Origin of the sequence: Streptomyces umbrinus, from assembly GCF_030817415.1 — a bacterium.
GTDB lineage: Bacteria > Actinomycetota > Actinomycetes > Streptomycetales > Streptomycetaceae > Streptomyces > Streptomyces umbrinus_A.
This window is the reverse complement of sequence record NZ_JAUSZI010000002.1, coordinates 2,154,103-2,172,781: the sequence shown is the minus strand read 5'-3', so window position 1 is coordinate 2,172,781 and position 18,679 is coordinate 2,154,103. Positions and strand designations below refer to the sequence as shown.

Below are 18,679 nucleotides of genomic sequence, written 5' to 3'. Positions count from 1 at the left end.
CCTCGGAGTTCGATGGATCAGTGGTTCATGAACGACGTGACGGGCAGGGCGCGTTCGACGATCCGCACGTCACCGAGCCGTCCGTGCAGGATCTGGTCGATCTTCCCGGCGTACTCGTAGCCGCCGAGGAGCCAGGGCAGGCCGACCGAGGTGATGCCGACGGACGACGCCTTCGGGTTCCGGACCACCGGACAGCCCTGGACGTACAGGGTGGTGTGCCGTCCGTCGTTGACGACCGCGAGGTGCCACCACGTCTCCAGCGGTGTCTCCTGTCCCCAGTTGGTCGCGATTCCCTGCTGGTTGAGAGGGCGCATGGCCCACTGGGGCTCGCGGTCGTTCGACAGCGACAGCGTGGCGATGGGCTCGTCCGGGTCGTCGGCGGTCTTCCCCGCGGCGCCGCCCGTACCGGTGCGGCCGAGCAGCCCGGCCCACGCGTCACGCCCGGGATCCCAGTCGGCGGGCAGCCGGTAGAAGGCCTCGATGGTGTAACCCGCCTTGAAGGTGGCCGAGTTGAGCGGCGCGCCGTCGACCGTCCGCAGGTACGCACCCTTCAGCGGAGGCTTGCCGCCGTGGAAGTCCAGGCTGCCGTGGCCCGGCTGGTCCGGGTGGTGGTCCGACGACCAGGTCAGCGTGCCGCCCGCGACCGTGACCACGGAGAGGTCGTTGCCGCGCCCGGACACATCGCGGACCGTGCCGGTCACGGCGGCCCCGTCGGACTTTCCGTCGAAGCGCCAGTACGCGACCGTGCCCGGTATCAGCAACTTCGACGCGGGACGCGCCGGGCGCGCGGGCACCGGGGCGAAGCCGGCGAAGCGCTCCTCGAAGTCGATCCCGACCGAGAACCGGTCGGCGTCCCCGCTGAGTTCGCTCTCCTGGCGCTCCAGCTCGTTGAGCCCCTTCGCGGCCCGGCCGAGGATCCATGGCGACACCGTCTCCACGTCCACGGTGTTCCGGTCGAGGTCGAAGCGGTAGAGGCGGATCATCGCCGCGCCGCCGAAGTAACGGTTCTGATAGTTCGTCAGGTGCAGGTGTACGTCATGTCCCGCCGCGTTCTTGCGCGTTGCCCTGGCCGCCGGCCAGTAGTGGCCGTTGAGGGTGAGGAAGATCTGGTCGTGGTCCTCGATCAGCTGGTCCCACAGCTGCTGTCCGTACGAGGAGAGCGAGTCGTCCTCGTCGACCAGCTCGTGCGTCGTCAGGATCACCGGAGTCTTCGGGTGCTTGGCGATGACGTCCTTGGCCCAGGCGAAGCCCTTCGCGGACAGCCGCCAGTCCAGCGCGAGCACCATCCACTCCCGCCCGGCCGCGCGGAAGAGGTGGAAGGTGTTGTACCCGTCGGAGGACGCGCCCCCGTACGTGGACCTGCCCTTGAAGCGGTCCGGTCCGAAGACGTCCAGGTACGGGGTCGAGCCGCGCTGGTCGTCCGTCGACGACTTCACGTCATGGTTGCCCGCTAGGACGCTGTAGCCGACGCCTCGCCGGTCGAGCAGCCGGAAGGCGTCGCCGATCGCCGCGCACTCGGCCTTCGCGCCGTTCTGCGTGAGGTCGCCCAGGTGGGACAGGAACACGATGTTCTCGTCGCGCCCGTGCTCCAGCAGATAGCGCAACGACGCCTCGACGGGTGCCTTGTCGATGCTGGGCCCGTCGAACAGATACTGCGTGTCGGGCATCACCGCGAGCGTGAAGCGGCGGCTGTCGGGGTCGGGTCTCCAGCGGGTTCCCGAGGAGGGCGCCGCCTGCGCGGTGGCCGTCGGCAGCGCGACCGCCGCCGTGGCGGCGCCGATCAGCGCGGTCGCCCGCAGGAAGTTCCGTCGTCCGGCGCCGGCTTGCGGGCAGGCCTCGGCCGGGTCGTGCTCATGCGAAGTACACACGTCTGCTCCGTGAGAAGGGGGACTGCTCGGGAGAGGGGGGTGGCGACTCGGGAGGGGGTGATCAAGAGCGGGGTGGTGACCGGGATCAGAGCACGCGCAGCGTCCAGGACCACCGGTGGGTGCCCGGCGCGACGAGGTACTCGGCCGAGGTGTCGGGCCCGCACGACGCCGTGCCGAGCCCCCGGTGCGCGGCGTCGAGGTGCACGACACAGCCGGGCCGCGGCACCAGCTCGTCGTGGTGCGCGGCGGCCGCCAGATCCTCGGCCCGGTAGCGGTTGACGGAGACCTGCCCCGGCGCCCCGAGCTCCACGGTCAGCCCGGTGGCGTCCGGCGCCGACAGCGTGAACCGGCGCACACCGTACCGGCCGCCGCTCTCCTGGGGCCGCAGATAAGGGGTGAAAAGCTCGTCCACCGGGAGCGAGTGGTGCCCCACGGGCGCGCCCGTGCTCCGGTCCGGGTAGGACTCCCAGGGACCCTGCCCGTACCAGTCCAGGACATCGAGCCCGGCGACCGTCTCGAAGACCGTGCCGACGCGGGCCACGTCGTCGAGGCCCTCCGGCAGTTCGGCCGACTCCTCGACCCGGAGGCCGCCGGCGACCGGGGTGAACACCTGCTCGTGGCGGACGGGCCCGGCCCCGGTCGCGTACTCGGCGACCACGACGACCCGGGAGCCCTCTGCGCGGACGTCCACGACCTTGCGTACGAGCTCGTGGAGCCCCCAGTCGTGCCAGCGGGCCGCCATGCCGCCCAGTTCGTCGTTGTCGGTGGGCGCCCGCCACAGGGAGAGCACGGGCGCGGCGGTCAGCAGCGGATGCAGCAGCAGCGCGTCCGGGTCCAGCGTGACGGCCGGGCCGGAGGCGGGCTCCGGCGTCGGGTCGGCGACGGCCGCGCCCAGCCGGACCTGCGGCAGGCACACCTCGGTGCCGAGCGGTGCCCAGGCCTCGTCGTCCGCGGTGACCACCCGCAGCGTCAGCCAGGACTCGCCCTCCGGCACGGGGAACGGCAGCGGCACCGCCGCGGACTCGCCCGGCAGTACGTCGGGCAGCTCGGCCGGTGCCGTCACCGTGGTGCCGTCCGCGAGGACCAGGCACCACTCGGCCGCCAGCCATTCCAGGCCCCGGAAGTGCTGCCGGTTGTGGACCAGGAGCACGCCCTGGCCGTAGGTGAGGCGGACCGGCGCCGCGATCTCCCGGTGCTCGTACATCACGGGCTTGGGCGTGCGGTCCGGGAACACCACGCCGTCGGCGATGAACGCCCCGTCGTGGATGGTCTCGCCGAAGTCGCCGCCGTAGGCCCAGCGATGGCCGGGCGCGGCGACACCGTGCTCGTACAGCCCGGCGCCCCCACGCCCGACAGGTCTTCCGTCGTTCACACGTTGGAGAATGCCGTGGTCCCAGAACTCCCAGATGAAGCCGCCCTGAAGACCTGGGGTGGACTCGATGGCGGCCCAGGTGTCGGCGAGCGTGCCGTTGCTGTTGCCCATGGCGTGCGAGTACTCGCACTGGATGACCGGCTTGGTCTGCTTCCCGGACCGGGCGTGCGCGACACAGTCCTCGATCGGCGCGTACATCGGGCAGGCGATGTCGGAGGCGACCGTGAGGTCGGCCCAGTCGAGCTTGGCCGCACCCTCGTACTGGATCGGCCGGGTCGGATCGTGGCGCCGGACCCAGCCCGCCGCCGCGTCGTGGCCCGCGCCGTAGTCGGACTCGTTGCCGAGCGACCAGATGATGACCGACGGGTGGTTCTTGTCGCGCAGCACCATGCGCGAGACCCGGTCCACGAAGGCGGGCAGATAGCGGGGGTCGTCGGCGATCTCGTGGGCGTGGTCGTGCGACTCGATGTTCGCCTCGTCCACGACGTAGAAACCCAGCTCGTCGGCGAGGTCGTAGAGCGTCGGGTCGTTCGGGTAGTGGGCGGTGCGGATCGCGTTGAAGCCGAAGCGCTTGAGCACGACCAGGTCCGCGCGCATGTCGTCCGCGGTGACCGTGCGGCCGGTCAGCGGGTGGAAGTCGTGCCGGTTGACGCCCCGGATGTAGACGCGCTCGCCGTTGACCAGCAGGTCCCGGCCGCAGATCTCGACATCCCGGAACCCGACCCGGTGGAGTGAGGTGTCGGCGACCGAGCCGTCGGCCCGGTGCAGACTCACGGTCAGGTCGTACAGCTCGGGCGTCTCGGCGGTCCACGGCCACACGTTCTCCACGGTGACCCGCAGCCGCGCCTCGCCGAAGAAGTCGGACACCCGCATGTCCTCGGCGTTGAGACGGTCGAACTCGGTGTCCTGGGCGAGGAGTTGGCCCTCCAGTGCCCCGGTGACGTACCACCCTTGCGGCAGCGGTCCCGCCGCGTCGCGCACCTGGCAGTCGACCCGGAGCCGCCCGTCCCGCCGGGCCCGCACGGTCACGTCGGCGAGATACAGCGGATCGGTCGCGTACAGCAGCACCGAGCGGGTGATCCCGGCGTGCCACCACTGGTCCTGGTCCTCGATGTGCGAGGCGTCGGACCACTTGACGACGGTGAGCCGGACGGTGGCCGGGTCTCCGGGGCGTACGACGTCGGAGAGGTCGAACTCGGCCGCGAGGTGGGAGTCCTTGGAGATGCCGACCGGCTTGCCGTTCACATGGACGAGGAGCACGCTCTCGGCCGCGCCGACCTGGAGCACGATCCGGCGTCCGGCCCACTCGGCGGGGATGTCGACGGAACGCTCGTATATGCCCGTCGGGTTGGCGGCGGGCGAGGCGGGCGGGATCTCGCCCCACGGCATCTGCGCGTTGGTGTACTGCGGCAGGTCGTCGCCGCTCTGGGTGGTCCAGGTGCCCGGCACCTCGGTCCGGGTCCACTCGCCCGAGCAGCCCATGGGCGAGGGCAGCAGCTGGAAGTGCCAGGAGCCGTCCAGGGACAGCGCACCGGGGCGCCGGTCCACCGCGTTCATGGCCAGCCGCCCCCAGGAGGTCACCTCCGGTGCCTCCCAGGGGCGCAGGGCGATCAGGTGATCGCGTCGCATCAGCGAATGGCTCCCTTGCCGAGATCCGCGATGATCTGCTTGGCGCCGATCGCGAAGACGATCAGCAGCGGGATGAGGGCCAGTACCGCACCCGTCATGACCATTCCGTAGTCCGTGGTGCCGTGGACGCCGTTGAGCTGGGACAGCGCGACCTGAAGGGTCACGTTGTCCGGGTTGGTGAGGGCGATCAACGGCCAGGCGTAGTCGTTCCACTGGCCCATGAAGGTGAAGATCCCGAGGAAGGCGAGACCGGGCCGCACGACCGGCAGGGCCACGTGCCAGTACTGGCGCATGAAGCTGGCCCCGTCGAGCTTGGAGGCGTCGAGCAGCTCGTCGTGGATCGCGCTCTTCATGTACTGCCGCATCCAGAAGATGCCGAACGCGTTCGCGGCCGCCGGCACGACCAGCGAGGTCATCGAGCCGATCCAGCCGAGCTTCGCCATGATCACGAACTGCGGGATGGCCTGCAGCTGCGCCGGCACCATGAAGATCATCATCATCATGGCGAACAGCACCCCGCGGCCCGGGAAGCTGAACTTCGCGAAGACGAACGCGGCCAGCGAGTCGAAGAAGAGCACGAGGACCGTCACCGTGGTGGCGACGAGCAGCGAGTTGAACATCGACCCGAAGAAGTCGATGCTGTCGAAGAGCTTGCTGAGGTTGTCGCCGAGGTGCGAGCCGGGCAGCAGCTTCGGCGGGTAGGAGAAGATCTCGGTCGACGAGTGCGTCGACATGATCACGGCCCAGTAGAACGGGAACGCGGAGAGCAGCACGCCGAGGATCAGCGAGGCGTGGAGGGCGATGCCCCTGCGCCGGGTGCCGTCGATGCGCTTGTTCTTGCCGTGCCTGGCCTTGCCGGGCTCGGACTCGGTGGGCTTGACATCGGTGATTGTCATGGTGACGGGCCTCCCTAGTCTTCGCCCCGGCGCTGCACCAAGCGCCAGTTGATGATCGAGAAGATGACGACGACGAGGAAGATGCCCCAGGCCACGGCGGCGCCGTAGCCGAAGTCGTTGTTGTCGAAGGTCTGCTGGAAGAAGTAGAGGACCATCGTCCGGCCGGCGTGGTCGGGACCGCCCGAGAACGTCGACTCGTTGGCCGTGGTCTGCAGCAGCACCTGGGGTTCGGAGAAGCTCTGCAGTCCGGTGACCGTCGAGATCACGAGGACGAAGAGCAGCACGGGCCGCATCATCGGCAGCGTGATCCGGAAGAAGGTCTGGATGGGCCCGGCCCCGTCCACGCGCGCGGCCTCGTACAACTCACCGGGGATCGTCTGGAGTCCGGCGAGGAAGATGATCGCGTTGTAGCCGGTCCACTGCCAGGTCATCAGGGTCGCGATGGCGACCTTGATGCCCCACGGGGTGTTCAGCCAGGCCACCTGGTCGAGTCCGACCGCCTGCAGCAGGGCGTTCACCAGGCCGAAGTTGGTGGAGAAGACCGAGCCGAAGATGATCGCGACGGCCACCACCGAGGTGACGTTCGGCAGGAAGTAGGCGAAGCGGTAGATCTTCTTGAAGCGGACCGCCGAGTTGAGCATCACGGCCGTCACCATCGCCAGGAAGATCATGGGGAAGGTGGCCAGCGCCCAGATGATGATCGTGTTGCCGATCGAACTCCAGAAGTCGGTGTCCGTCAGCAGGTACTTGTACTGCGACAGCCCGGCGTACTCCATCGAGCCCAGACCGTCCCACCGGTGGAACGACAGATACAGCGAGAAGCCGACCGGGATCAGACCGAAGGCGAGGAAGAGCAGATAGAAGGGGGAGATCGCGGCGTACAGCCGCCAGTAGCTCCGGATGCTCCTCTTGGGATTGGGGGACGGCGGTTCCACGGCGGGCGCCGGGGGCTTCTCGACCAGGGGCACGGTAGCCATCAGTAGCTCACCCCCAGGTGGTCCGCGATGCGCCGGCACTTGCTCATGGCGTCCCTCCAGGCCTTCTTGGGGTCCTTGCCGAGGACGCCGACGTTCTTGATCTCGTCCCTGATCGGCTGCCCGAGCGCCACGTCGAACGGGCTGTTGAAGGCGACCGGGATCTTCTCCGCGGCCGGCCCGTAGACGTCCATCGTGATCTGGTCGCCGAAGAACGGGTCGGGCTCGCGCAGCTTCTTCATGTCGTACGAGGCGGGGGTCGACGGGAAGAGTCCGGCGTCGACGAAGCCCTGGGCCTGGTTGTCGGCGTTGAGCAGCCAGGTGATGATCTCGAAGGCCTTCTCGGGTTCGCGGCACGCCTTGGTGATCGCCAGGAACGAGCCGCCGACGTTCGAAGGGCCGCCCGGGCAGTTCGCCACCCGCCACCTGCCCTTGGTCTTCGGGTACTGGAGCTTGAGGTCGCCGGCCGCCCAGGAGGCGTTCAGCTGGCTCGGCAGCCGGCCCTTCTCTGTGGCCGAGATGGAGTCGGGGGTGCCCGTCACGAGGTCGGAGACGATCCCGCGCCGCTTGGCCTCCACCGCACGGTCCCAGCAGTCGCGTACGTGCTGGCCGTCGCCGATGAAGTGCTTGTCCCGGTCCACGAACCGGGTGGTCCCCTGGCCGATCGACATCTCGAAGACGCTGCCGACGTCGGTCAGGATGTACGTGCCGGGGATGCGCTTCTTGAGCTGCTCACCGGCCGCGAAGAACTTGTCCCAGGTGTTCATCTCCGAGGAGACGTCGTCCGGTTCGTGCGCCAGTCCGGCCTTCTCGTAGACCGCCGGCTGGTAGTACTGCACGACCGGGCCCACGTCGATGGGGAAGCCGATCAGGCTGCCGTCGGGTGCGACCGCCTGCTGCCACTTCCAGTCCAGGTACTGGCTCTTGAGCTTCTCGGCGCCGAGGGTCCGCAGATCGATGAACTGGTCGGCGTTCGGCAGGTAGGACGCCATGTCCTCGCCCTTGAGCCCCGCGATGTCGGGGATGTGGGCCTGGCCGGTCATCGTGGTGATCAGCTTGGAGCGGTAGTAGCCGCCGATCTGGATCGCGTCCAGGTCGACCGACGAGTCGTAGCGCGCCTTGGCCTTCTTGACGACGGTGTCGCTCAGCCCGCCGCTCCAGTACCACAGGACCATGTTCCGGCCGGTCGAGCCGGTCGGGACGGCGCAGCCGGTTGCCAGGCCGCCGAGCGCCGTGGCGGCCGTACCGGCCAGACCCGCGCGGAGCAGGCCCCTTCGTGAGAGCCGCACAGCTCCCACCGCCTTTCGGATGTGTTCGGTCTTCGCATCAGGGGAGATCGGGAATGCCGTGGGGGGCGGGTGGGGTCACCGGGGCGTGGGGGACCGGCGGTCCGGGGTCGGCGGGCAGGCGGTCGGCCAGGAAGCCGTACGCCCGCCGCAGTTCGGTGTTTTCGGGGTTCTCGGTGTTCCGGACCGACTGCCACCACCGGTGGACGCCGTACCAGCCCGGCGCGGCGAGAGCCCCGCCGTGCCGCTGTACGGACAGTCCGGCGGCCAGCACCGCGAAGCGCAGCCGCTCTTCCAGGGGCCAGCCTTCGAGGGAGGCCGCGACGAAACTCGCGCCGAAGACGTCTCCGGCACCCGTCGCGTCCAGCACCTCGGTGGCGAGGGCGGGTACGTCGGCGTACTCGCCCGTCGTCTGGTCGACGGCGATCGCACCGTCGCCGCCGCGCGTCACCACGGCCACCGGCACCAGCTCGGAAAGCTTGGAGAGCGCGTCGGCCGCGGTGTCGGTGCGGGTGTACGCCATCGCCTCGGTGTCGTTCGGGACGAAGGCGTGGCACAGGGCGAGCTGGTCGAGGAGGGCCGAGGACCACTGCTGGGTGGGATCCCAGCCGACGTCCGCGAAGATCTTCGTACCGTTCGCCGCCGCTTTGGCGAGCCACTCGCGGGGTTCGGCCTCGATGTGCACGAGGGCGGTGCGCGCGGCGGGCGGGTCGCCCATCAGCGCATCCTGCGAGTACGGGGGTTCCTGGCCGTGGGTGACCAGGGCGCGGTCGTGTCCGTACGCGATCGAGACGGTGACCGGGGTGTGCCAGCCGTCCGCGGTACGGGAGAGCGAGAGGTCGATGTGCTCCTGCTCCGCGAGGACCTCACGGCAGTGGGCGCCGTAGTAGTCGTCGCCGAACACCGTGGCCAGGGACGTCCTCAGGCCGTAGCGGGCCGCGGCCACGGCCAGGTTCGCTATCCCGCCCGGGCTCGTGCCCATCCCGTCGGTCCAGATCTCCTCGCCGGGGGTCGGTGGCTTGCCCAGACCGGTCAGGACGAGGTCGTAGAAGAGCAGCCCGGTCAGCAGCACATCGGGCCGCGCGTCGGGCTGTTCGTCACCCACGAGCGCATCCTCTCGTCAAAACTCTTCACTTTCGATGCACGGGATCGTGTTTCGGTGGACAGGATCGTGCGCGCCTCAGGCCGATTTGGCAAGAGTCGAGCAGAACTGAGCATGGAAATGATTGCGAATGACGAGTACTGTTCAGCGCGTGCTGGCAGAGCGACGACATCAACTCATCCTGCGGGCCCTGCGAAACGGGGGCCCCGCAGCCGTCACCGACCTCTCGGAGCAGCTGGGTGTGAGCCCCGCCACAGTCCGGCGTGACCTGCTCAAACTGGAGGAGGAGGGGCTGCTCACCCGCGTGCACGGCGGGGCGGTCGCCGAGGAGGGCGACCAGCCCTTCGCCGAGGTCGCCGAGGTGCGCGTGGCCGAGAAGGACGCCATAGCCGAACGCGCCGCCGCGATGGTCGAGGACGGCCAGTCGGTCCTGCTCGACATCGGCACCACCGCGTACCGGCTGGCCCGGCAGCTGCACGGCCGCCGGATCACCGTGATCACCAGCAACCTCGTGGTCTACGAGGAGCTGGTGGACGACGAGGGCATCGAACTGGTGCTGCTCGGCGGCATGGTCCGCCGCGAGTACCGCTCACTGGTCGGCTTCCTCACCGAGGACAACCTGCGTCAGCTGCACGCGGACTGGCTCTTCCTCGGCACCAGTGGAGTGCGCCCCGGCGGGCAGGTGATGGACACGACGGTCGTCGAGGTGCCGGTCAAGCGGGCCATGATCAAGGCGGCCGAGCGGGTCGTCCTGCTCGCCGACCGCGCCAAATTCCCGGGTACGGGCATGGCCAAGGTCTGCGGGCCCGAGGAACTGGACGTGGTGGTGACCAACGGACCGGCGGACGCCGGGACGCGGTCGGCCCTTGAGGAGGCGGGTGTGCGCGTGGTGCTGACGTGAACGGCGTGCGCGCCGGTTCGCGGACATCGAGGAGCTCAAGGTCCTCGACGAACATCGAAAGGGCAGTTGCGTGAAGCTGACGATTCTGGGCGGCGGCGGGTTCCGTGTGCCGCTCGTGTACGGGGCGCTCCTCGGGGACCGCGGCGAGGGCCGCGTCACCGACGTCGTGCTGCACGACCTGGACGCGGGACGGCTCTCCGCCGTCGCCCGCGTCCTCGCCGAGCAGGCGGCGGACGTCCCCGACGCTCCGACCGTGACCGCCACCACCGATCTCGACGAAGCGCTGCGCGGCGCCGACTTCATCTTCTCCGCGATCCGCGTCGGCGGCCTCGAAGGCCGTGCGGCCGACGAGCGGGTCGCCCTCGACCAGGGCGTCCTCGGCCAGGAGACGGTCGGTGCCGGCGGCATCGCGTACGGGCTGCGCACGGTGCCCGTCGCCGTGGACATCGCCCGGCGTGTGGCCCGGCTCGCGCCCGACGCCTGGCTCATCAACTTCACCAACCCGGCGGGCCTGGTCACCGAGGCCATGTCCCGCCACCTCGGCGACCGCGTCATCGGCATCTGCGACTCGCCGGTCGGCCTCGGCCGCCGGATCGCCCGGGTGCTCGGCGCCAACCCGCGCGAGGCCTGGATCGACTACGTCGGCCTCAACCACCTCGGCTGGGTCCGCGGCCTGCACGTCGCCGGACGCGACGAACTCCCGCGGCTGCTCGCCGACCCGGACCTCCTCGGGTCCTTCGAGGAGGGCAAGCTCTTCGGCACCGAGTGGCTCCAGTCGCTCGGCGCGATCCCGAACGAGTACCTGCACTACTACTACTTCAACCGGGAAGCGGTCCGCGCCTACAGCGAGGCCGAGAAGACCCGCGGCGCGTTCCTCCGCGACCAGCAGGAGCACTTCTACGAGGAGATGAAGCGCCCGGACGCCGCCGCGCTCACCGCCTGGGACCGTACGCGCGCCGAGCGCGAGGCCACGTACATGTCGGAGAACCGGGAGACGGCCGGCGCGGGCGAGCGTGACGCCGACGACCTCTCCGGCGGCTACGAGAAGGTGGCGCTGGCCCTGATGCGGGCCATCGCCCGCGACGAGCGCACCACGCTGATCCTCAACGTCCGCAACCAAGGCACCCTCTCGGTGCTCGACACGGACGCCGTCATCGAGGTGCCCTGCCTGGTCGACGCCAACGGCGCCCACCCGGTCGCCGTCGCCCCGCTCCCGGACCACGCGACCGGCCTGGTCTGCGCGGTGAAGGCGGTGGAGCGCGAGGTGCTCGCCGCCGCCGAGTCGCGTTCCCGCACGACGGCCGTGAAGGCCTTCGCCCTGCACCCGCTCGTCGACTCCGTGAACGTCGCCCGCAGGCTGGTCGACGGATACACCGGGGTCCATCCCGGCTTGGCGTACCTTAAGTAAGCGCTTTCCCCGCTACCTGGAGACTTGAGATGCACGACGAACGCCGCCGGATCGAAGAGCGCGTCCAGCGCGTCCACGACCAGCGCATCAAGACCGCGATCTACGCCGCCTCCGTACCGTTCGAGGTCGAGGCCTGGCAGGCTCCGGGCGAGCCCGTCCCCTTCGAGGAGGCCGCGGCCGCCTCGTACGAGCCCTTCGCGATGGACACCCCCTGGGGCCCGCCCTGGGGCACCACCTGGTTCCGGATGCGCGGACAGGTTCCCGCCGAGTGGGCCGGCAAGCGCGTCGAGGCCGTCATCGACCTCGGCTTCATCGGCGACTGGCCGGGCAACCAGGCCGAGGCGCTCGTCCACCTCACGGACGGCACCCCGCTGAAGGCGGTCAACCCGCTCAACCAGTACGTGGCGATCGCCAATCCCGCCGTCGGCGGCGAGCAGATCGACTATCTGGTCGAGGCGGCCTCCAACCCGGACATCCTCGCCGACAACTTCTCCAAGATCACACCGCTCGGCGACAAGCTCACCGCGGGCGACAAGCCGATCTACACCTTCCAGCGCGCCGACATCGCCGTCCTCGACGAGGAGGTCTGGCATCTCGACCTCGACGTCCAGGTGCTGCGCGAACTGATGCTGGAGCTGGGCGAGCACGACCCGCGCCGGCACGAGATCATGCACACCCTGGACCGGGCCCTGGACCTGCTGGACCTCGACGACGTCTCCGGCACGGCGGCGGACGTACGGGCCGCACTCAAGCCCGCGCTGTCCAAGCCCGCCAACGCCAGCGCCCACATCGTCTCCGGTGTCGGCCACGCGCACATCGACTCGGCCTGGCTCTGGCCGATCCGCGAGACCAAGCGCAAGACGTCCCGCACCTTCTCGAACGTCACCTCGCTCGCCGACGAGTACGACGACTTCATCTTCGCCTGCTCCCAGGCCCAGCAGTACGAGTGGGTGCGCGACAACTACCCGAAGGTCTGGGCCCGCATCCAGGAGTCGGTCAAGAAGGGCCAGTGGGCGCCGGTCGGCGGCATGTGGGTCGAGGCCGACGGCAACCTGCCCGGCGGCGAGGCCGTCGCCCGCCAGCTCATCCACGGCAAGCGGTTCTTCATCGAGCACTTCGGCGTCGAGACCAAGGGCGTCTGGCTGCCGGACTCCTTCGGCTACACCGCGGCCTACCCGCAGCTCGCCAAGCTGGCCGGCAACGAGTGGTTCCTCACCCAGAAGATCTCCTGGAACCAGACCAACAAGTTCCCGCACCACACCTTCTGGTGGGAGGGCATCGACGGCACGCGGATCTTCACGCACTTCCCGCCGGTCGACACCTACAACGCCCGCTTCAGCGGCGAGGAGATGGCCCGCGCCACGCGCAACTACCAGGAGAAGGGCGCCGCCACGCGCTCGCTGGCACCCTTCGGCTGGGGCGACGGCGGCGGCGGCCCCACCCGCGAGATCATGGAACGGGCGCGCAGGCTGGCCGACCTGGAAGGCTCACCCAAGGTCGTCGTCGAGCACCCGGACGACTTCTTCGCCAAGGCCCGTGAGGAGTACCCGGACGCCCCGGTCTGGGTCGGCGAGCTCTACCTGGAGCTGCACCGCGCCACCTACACCTCGCAGGCCCGCACCAAGCAGGGCAACCGCAGGAGCGAACACAAGCTCCGCGAGGCCGAGTTGTGGGCCACGACGGCCGCGCTGCACGCACCCGGCTACGCCTACCCGCACGAGAAGCTCGACCGGCTCTGGAAGACGGTCCTGCTCCACCAGTTCCACGACATCCTGCCCGGATCGTCCATCGCCTGGGTGCACCGCGAGGCGGAGGCCGAGTACGCGCGGGTCGCGGTCGAGGTCGAGGAGCTGACCGCCGAGGCGGTCACCGCACTCGGCACGGGCGGCACTCGTGTCTTCAACACCAGCCCGGTCGAGCGCCGGGAGGTCGTACGGACCGCCGACGGCACCCTCGCCCACACCGTCGTCCCCGCGAACGGCAGCGCGCCCCTCGGCACCGGCGAGGCCCCCCGGCCGGTGACAGTCGAGGGCCGTGTCCTCGACAACGGCCTGGTCCGCGTCGAGGTCGCCGAGGACGGCACCCTGGCCTCCGTACGTGATCTGCGCGCCGGCGGCCGAGAGGTCCTCGCCGACACGGGCAACCTGCTCCGGCTGCACACGGACCTCCCCAACTACTGGGACGCGTGGGACGTCGACAAGCACTACAAGAACCGCTACACGGACCTGCTGGACGCGGAGTCGGTGACCGTGGTCGAGGAGGACCCGCTGCTGGGCGCGATCCGCGTGGAGCGCTCCTTCGGCAAGGGCTCGCGCATCACCCAGACGATCAGCCTGCGCGCCGGCAGCCCCCGTATCGACTTCGAGACGGACATCGACTGGCACGAGGCCGAGAAGTTCCTCAAGGCGGGCTTCCCGGTGGACGTCCGGGCCGCCCACTCGTCCGCCGAGATCGCGTTCGGCCACATCCAGCGGCCCACGCACACCAACACCAGCTGGGAGTCCGCCCGCTTCGAGGTCTCCGGCCACCGCTGGGTCCACATCGGCGAACCGGGCTACGGCGTCGCGGTCATCAACGACTCCACCTACGGCCACGACGTCACCCGCACGGTCCGCGAGGACGGCGGCACGACCACCACGGTCCACCTCAGCCTGGTCCGCGCCCCGCGCATCCCGGACCCGGAGGCCGACCAGGGCAAGCACCGCTTCACTTACGCGCTGCTGCCCGGCGCGACCATCGAGGACGCGGTCGCCGAGGGCTACTCGCTCAACCTCCCGCTGCGGGTGGCGGACTCGGCGGGCACCCCCGAGCCGGTCGTGTCCGTGGAGGGCGGGGGCGGTGTGACCATCGAGTCGGTCAAGCTCGCCGACGACGCCTCCGGCGATGTCGTCGTACGCGTCTACGAGTCCCTCGGCGGCCGGGCACAGGGCACCCTGCGCACGAGCTTCCCGCTCGCGGGCGCCCAGCTCACCGATCTCCTGGAACGCCCGCTGACCAGCGCGGACACGGACGGCGACAGCGTGTCCGTCACCCTGCGGCCCTTCGAGATCCAGACGCTGCGCCTGGCTGTGGGGAACAAGTGACCACGCTTCCCATGAAGAATTAAGGAAGCGGTAAGACGCCTGGTCACGGCGGGTCCATCGCCCGCCGTGACCAGTGCCTGTTCCCTGTACGACACCTGGAGTTCGCCCGTCGCCCCTCTGATGTGGGGCAGTGCGAGAGAAAGGTGTCACTGTGCGAGACCCGCGAATGTCCGCGATCGGCAAGGGGCTGAGGCGCAGGGGAAGGCTGATGGCCCAGGCGGTGAGTCCGCCGCGCCGGAACCTCGACGCCATGCCCGCGCCCCGGACCGACGGGGACTCGTACACCGCTCCGCCCGCCCCGCGGCTGGTGGACTCGCCGGTCTTCGTCCTCTCCTCCGTGCGCTCGGGCTCGACCCTGCTGAGGGTCCTGCTGAACAGCCACAGCAGGATCCGCGCCCCGCACGAGATGCATCTGCGCACCCTGCACATCAACCTGTCGCGCGACTTCACCGCCGACGCCATGAAGGCGCTCGAACTCGACAAGGACGAGCTGGAGCATGTGCTGTGGGACCGGGTGCTGCACCTGGAACTCGCCCGCAGCGGCAAGCAGATCATCGTCGACAAGACCCCGCCGAACACCCTCATGTGGCCGCGCCTGCACCGATGTTGGCCGAACGCCCGCTACATCGTGCTGCTCCGCCACCCCGGCGCGGTCGTCGCCTCGCTCACCGACCGCCGCACCGACCCGGACCACGAACAGATCCGCGCCGAGGTCCTCGACTACAGCGAGAAACTGGACGAGGCCCGCCGCACCCTCGACGCCCACGTGATGACGTACGAGGACCTCACCGCCCACCCGGAGCGGACCACCCGCGGTCTGTGCGAGTACCTCGGTGTCCCCTGGGAGAGCACGATGCTCGACTACGGCGACAAGGACCACGGCGACTTCCGCCCGCAGCTCGGCGACTGGAGCCCCACGATCAGGTCGGGCCGCATCCAGCAGGCCCGCCCGGCCGACCCGACGGCCCAACTGCCGCCGCGCCTGACTGAGTTGGCAAAGGCGTGGGGGTACCCGGTCGACTGACCGGGCACCCCCGTTGATAGCCGTTCTCGGGACCTTGCGCGGCCGTCAGCCGGTGAAGCCCGCCGTGATCGACGTGAACTGCCAGTTGCTCTGGCTGATGCCGGAGCAGTTGCTGACCACGCCGCCGCCCGGGCACGGCCGGTCGCGGTTGACCGACCAGAACGCGAGGCGGGCGATGTGGTGGGAGTTCGCCCAGTCGCGGATCTGCGTCCAGGTCGCCGGTGAGGTGAGCTCCTGCTGGTCGCTGAGACCGTTCATGCCGGAGATGCCGATGTGCGCGTAGGCCGTGGCGTCGTCCCAGCCGAAGACCGACTTGAGCTTGGTCTTCAGCCCCTCCGTCGCGTTCACCGTGTTGCCGTACATGTCGGCGCCGCCGCCGAAGTCGAACGGCATGATGGTGAAGACGTCGATGTTCGCGTTGAGAGCCGAGGCCCGCTCGATGAGCCGGTTGCCCCAGTAGGTCGGGCCGGTCGTCGACGTGCCGAAGGTGATGATCGTCCGCAGCCCGGGGTTGTTCTGCTTGACGATCCTCAGGGCGTTGAGAATCCGGTCCTGGACGACCTCGTTCTCGAACTCGTCGGTGTTCTCGATGTCGACGTCGATCGCCTTCAGCCCGTACGCGTCGATCACCTTCTGGTACGCGCCCGCGAGCGCCTCGGGTGTCGAGCAGTTCGGCCCCAGCTTGTTGCCGCTCCAGCCGCCGATGGACGGGACGATGTCGCCGCCCGCCGAGCGGATGGAGTTGATGACGGACTGGTCGTTGCCGCCGGTCAGCGGACGCGATCCGTCCCAGGCCGGGTTGCAGCCTCCGGAGGAGAGGATGAACGCCATCGTGAACCACTTCACGCCGGTCGAGTTCATCACCGACGGGGCGCTGGGCGGGTCACCCCAGCCGAGGTACAGATAGGGCGCGGCCTGCTTGAAGCCGGTACCCCCGCCACCGCCCGGATCGGTTGTCACGGCAAGGGAGTTGGAGGCGGCCGACCGGTTCCCGGCCGCGTCCCGGGCCCGCACGGTGAACGTGTACGCGGTGCTCGGCGAGAGCCCGCTGACCGTGGCACTCGTCCCGGAGACACTGAGCACCTGGTTGGTGCCGCTGTAGATGTCGTACGCGGTGACGCCCACGTTGTCGCTCGACGCGTTCCACGCCAGCGACACGCTCGACGAGGTCTTCCCGGTGGAGCGCAGGGTCGAGGGGGCCGTCGGCGCCTGGGTGTCCGAGCCGCCGCCAGGACCGTCGAGGCTGATGTCGTCGGCCTGGTAGGTGCCCTGCGCGTACCAGCCGTGCGTGTAGATCGTGGCGCTCGTCTGCGACGCGCCGGTGGTGAACGGCACGGTCAACTGGCTGTAGGCGGAGGGTGACTGGGTCCAGGTCGACGGCCCGCCGTCCACGCCCAGGTAGGCGTAGCTGCCGCGCACCCAGCCCGTCAGGCGGTACGCGGTGTTCGGCTGGACCGACACGGTCTGGCTGCACTTGGCGATGTCACTCGAACTCGCCGCGCCCGCAAGGGCCTTGGTGCCCCCGTGGACCGGGCTCGACACGATCGAGCCGAGGTTGCCCGAGCAGGACCAGGGGGAGAGGCTGCCCGACTCGAAGCCGGCGTTGGACAGCAGGTTGGCCGCCTGGGCGGTGCCGGGCAGCGCGACCGCCCCGGCGAGAGCCAGGGCGGCCGAAGCGAGCAGCGCGAGGAAACGGTCTCTGGAACGTCTGAGGCGCACGTGATCTCCCTGAACGTATGGGGGTACGGGAGTTGGCACGCTCACCAAGTTGGTATGGACCAATCAGACTGTCAAGGGACTGTCCGAAGTCTGTGCCGCCTGTGCCGGATGAGACGCCTGGGTGGTCTGCTCCGAGTGCGCCTCGACGGTGGGCTCCGCGGCGGTCGCGGTCGCGGCCGGGGGGACGGGGAGGTCCAGTTCCGCGCGCTGCTGCGGCAGCGACACGGGCCGTACCGCGCGCGGTCCCGCGACCACCGTGTAGTCCTGTCCGAGGAACGGCGGGACCACGTCGCCGGGCTCCTCGCCGAGCGCCAGCCGCACCGCCGCCCAGGGGGCGTTGATGCCGCACTGCGAGAGCTGGTGCAGGCCGCCGGCCGGGCGCGTGTTGACGTCCATGAGGACCGGCTCGTCGCCGAGCATCCGGAACTGAATGTTCGTCAGGTAGTGCAGCCCGAACGACTCCGCGAGCAGCCGGGACGGCTCGATCCACTGAGGGTCGAGTGTGAAGCCGCGCCGCCGGCCGTTCTTGGTCCGGCCCACGGCCATCCGTACCCGTCCGTCCGGACCGGTCAGGCAGTCCACGGACACCTCCGGCTGCTCCAGACGCGGCATGACCAGCCAGTCCACCGGCTCGTCGGCCTGCTTCAGCGCCTCTACGACCATGTCCAGTGGCACGTACGGGCTGGGGAAGCCGTTGAGGTGCATCAGGGAGAAGGGGGTCCGCGTGATGATGCGGAAACCGACGCCGCCCGCTCCGGAGGCCGGCTTGAAGCACGCCTTGTGGCCGTCGGCCTCCAGCGCGTCGACCGCCGTGACCAGCTCCTCCGCGGTCCGCACCCGCCACCACGGCGGTGCCGGAATGCCGAGCTTCTCGACCGCCTCGTACGCGATCACCTTGTCCTGGAAGGTGTGCACGGCCTCCGCGGGAGGCGCGAGCAGCGCCGTACCGACCGCGGCGAACTCCTCGCGGTGCTCGACGAGGGTCGCCTGGTGCAGGACCGGCACGAACACGTCGATGGAGTGCCGGGCGCACTGGTCGAGCGCGTACTCGACGTACGCCGCCGGGGACAGCCCCTCCGGCTCCAGCGCGGCCACGTCGGCGGCGGCGAGGATGGGGGAATCGGCGTCGCCGTGGGTCGCGTGGATCTCGACGGCCCTGCCGCACGGATTTCGCCGTAGCTGATCCATGAAGAACACGTTCTCCGCGTACGTGCGGTTGAGCCAGACGCGTACGCGAGAGACCATGCAGGCCGCCTTTCAGGGTTCGCGGGCACGGCGAAGCAAGCCGTGCCCGGCCAAGGAGTAAATGGGTACACAAAACCGCCGTTCGAAAACGGGAGTCCGTGGCGGTTGTGTAGGGCCGATCATAGGGCCTGCGCAGCGTGCTCGCTGCTACGTGCGTGTTACAGAATCCCGG

The 18,679-nt window shown here is 69.7% G+C and carries 12 protein-coding genes; 4 read left to right on the top strand and 8 right to left on the bottom strand.

The genetic code is table 11. From position 1 onward, the window contains the following. Positions 1-17: 17 nt before the first annotated feature. The 6 genes from QF035_RS10255 to QF035_RS10230 all read right to left on the bottom strand — a co-directional run bounded on the left by QF035_RS10255 (position 18) and on the right by QF035_RS10230 (position 9,130). Positions 18-1,868: a LamG-like jellyroll fold domain-containing protein gene (locus tag QF035_RS10255; protein WP_307519752.1), complete on the bottom strand. Its 1,851-nt coding sequence runs from the start codon at positions 1,866-1,868 to the stop codon at positions 18-20. Positions 1,869-1,953: 85 nt separating this feature from the next. Then, entirely contained in the window at positions 1,954-4,869 is a 2,916-nt protein-coding gene (locus QF035_RS10250) for a glycoside hydrolase family 2 TIM barrel-domain containing protein (protein WP_307519751.1), read from the bottom strand. Continuing rightward, positions 4,869-5,765 carry a carbohydrate ABC transporter permease gene (locus QF035_RS10245; protein WP_079053580.1) on the bottom strand — a complete coding sequence of 299 codons (897 nt, stop codon included), beginning with the start codon at positions 5,763-5,765 and terminating at the stop codon, positions 4,869-4,871. The genes QF035_RS10250 and QF035_RS10245 overlap by 1 nt, the downstream gene beginning before the upstream one ends. A 14-nt stretch (positions 5,766-5,779) precedes the next feature. Further along, complete coding sequence (locus QF035_RS10240; RefSeq protein WP_307519748.1) at positions 5,780-6,742, bottom strand: carbohydrate ABC transporter permease; 963 nt, start codon at positions 6,740-6,742, stop codon at positions 5,780-5,782. After that, on the bottom strand, positions 6,742-8,028 hold the full coding sequence (locus QF035_RS10235) for an extracellular solute-binding protein (RefSeq protein WP_307519746.1): 1,287 nt from the start codon (positions 8,026-8,028) through the stop codon (positions 6,742-6,744). The genes QF035_RS10240 and QF035_RS10235 overlap by 1 nt, the downstream gene beginning before the upstream one ends. A 37-nt stretch (positions 8,029-8,065) precedes the next feature. Continuing rightward, a complete protein-coding gene (locus tag QF035_RS10230) occupies positions 8,066-9,130 on the bottom strand; it encodes a carbohydrate kinase family protein (RefSeq protein WP_307519745.1) in 1,065 nt (354 codons plus the stop codon). A 148-nt stretch (positions 9,131-9,278) separates the two neighbouring features. Here QF035_RS10230 and QF035_RS10225 point away from each other — a divergent pair, with 148 nt between their 5' ends. The 4 genes from QF035_RS10225 to QF035_RS10210 all read left to right on the top strand — a co-directional run bounded on the left by QF035_RS10225 (position 9,279) and on the right by QF035_RS10210 (position 15,543). Next, positions 9,279-10,028: a DeoR/GlpR family DNA-binding transcription regulator gene (locus QF035_RS10225; protein ID WP_055614767.1), complete on the top strand. Its 750-nt coding sequence runs from the start codon at positions 9,279-9,281 to the stop codon at positions 10,026-10,028. A 70-nt stretch (positions 10,029-10,098) separates the two neighbouring features. Then, positions 10,099-11,436 (top strand): 6-phospho-beta-glucosidase, encoded by a 1,338-nt coding sequence (locus QF035_RS10220; protein ID WP_307519744.1) that lies wholly within the window; start codon positions 10,099-10,101, stop codon positions 11,434-11,436. Positions 11,437-11,465: 29 nt separating this feature from the next. Then, positions 11,466-14,519, top strand: coding sequence for an alpha-mannosidase (locus QF035_RS10215; protein WP_307519742.1), 3,054 nt, complete (start codon positions 11,466-11,468; stop codon positions 14,517-14,519). Positions 14,520-14,670: 151 nt separating this feature from the next. Continuing rightward, positions 14,671-15,543 (top strand): sulfotransferase family protein, encoded by an 873-nt coding sequence (locus QF035_RS10210; protein ID WP_307519740.1) that lies wholly within the window; start codon positions 14,671-14,673, stop codon positions 15,541-15,543. 45 nt (positions 15,544-15,588) lie between these two features. On the opposite strand, the gene QF035_RS10205 is transcribed toward QF035_RS10210, so the two are convergent. Both QF035_RS10205 and QF035_RS10200 read right to left on the bottom strand, forming a co-directional pair. Continuing rightward, positions 15,589-17,262, bottom strand: a complete 1,674-nt coding sequence (locus QF035_RS10205; protein ID WP_307519739.1) for a carbohydrate binding domain-containing protein — start codon at positions 17,260-17,262, stop codon at positions 15,589-15,591. 63 nt (positions 17,263-17,325) lie between these two features. Then, positions 17,326-18,507, bottom strand: coding sequence for an ATP-grasp domain-containing protein (locus QF035_RS10200; protein WP_307519737.1), 1,182 nt, complete (start codon positions 18,505-18,507; stop codon positions 17,326-17,328). Positions 18,508-18,679: the final 172 nt, after the last annotated feature.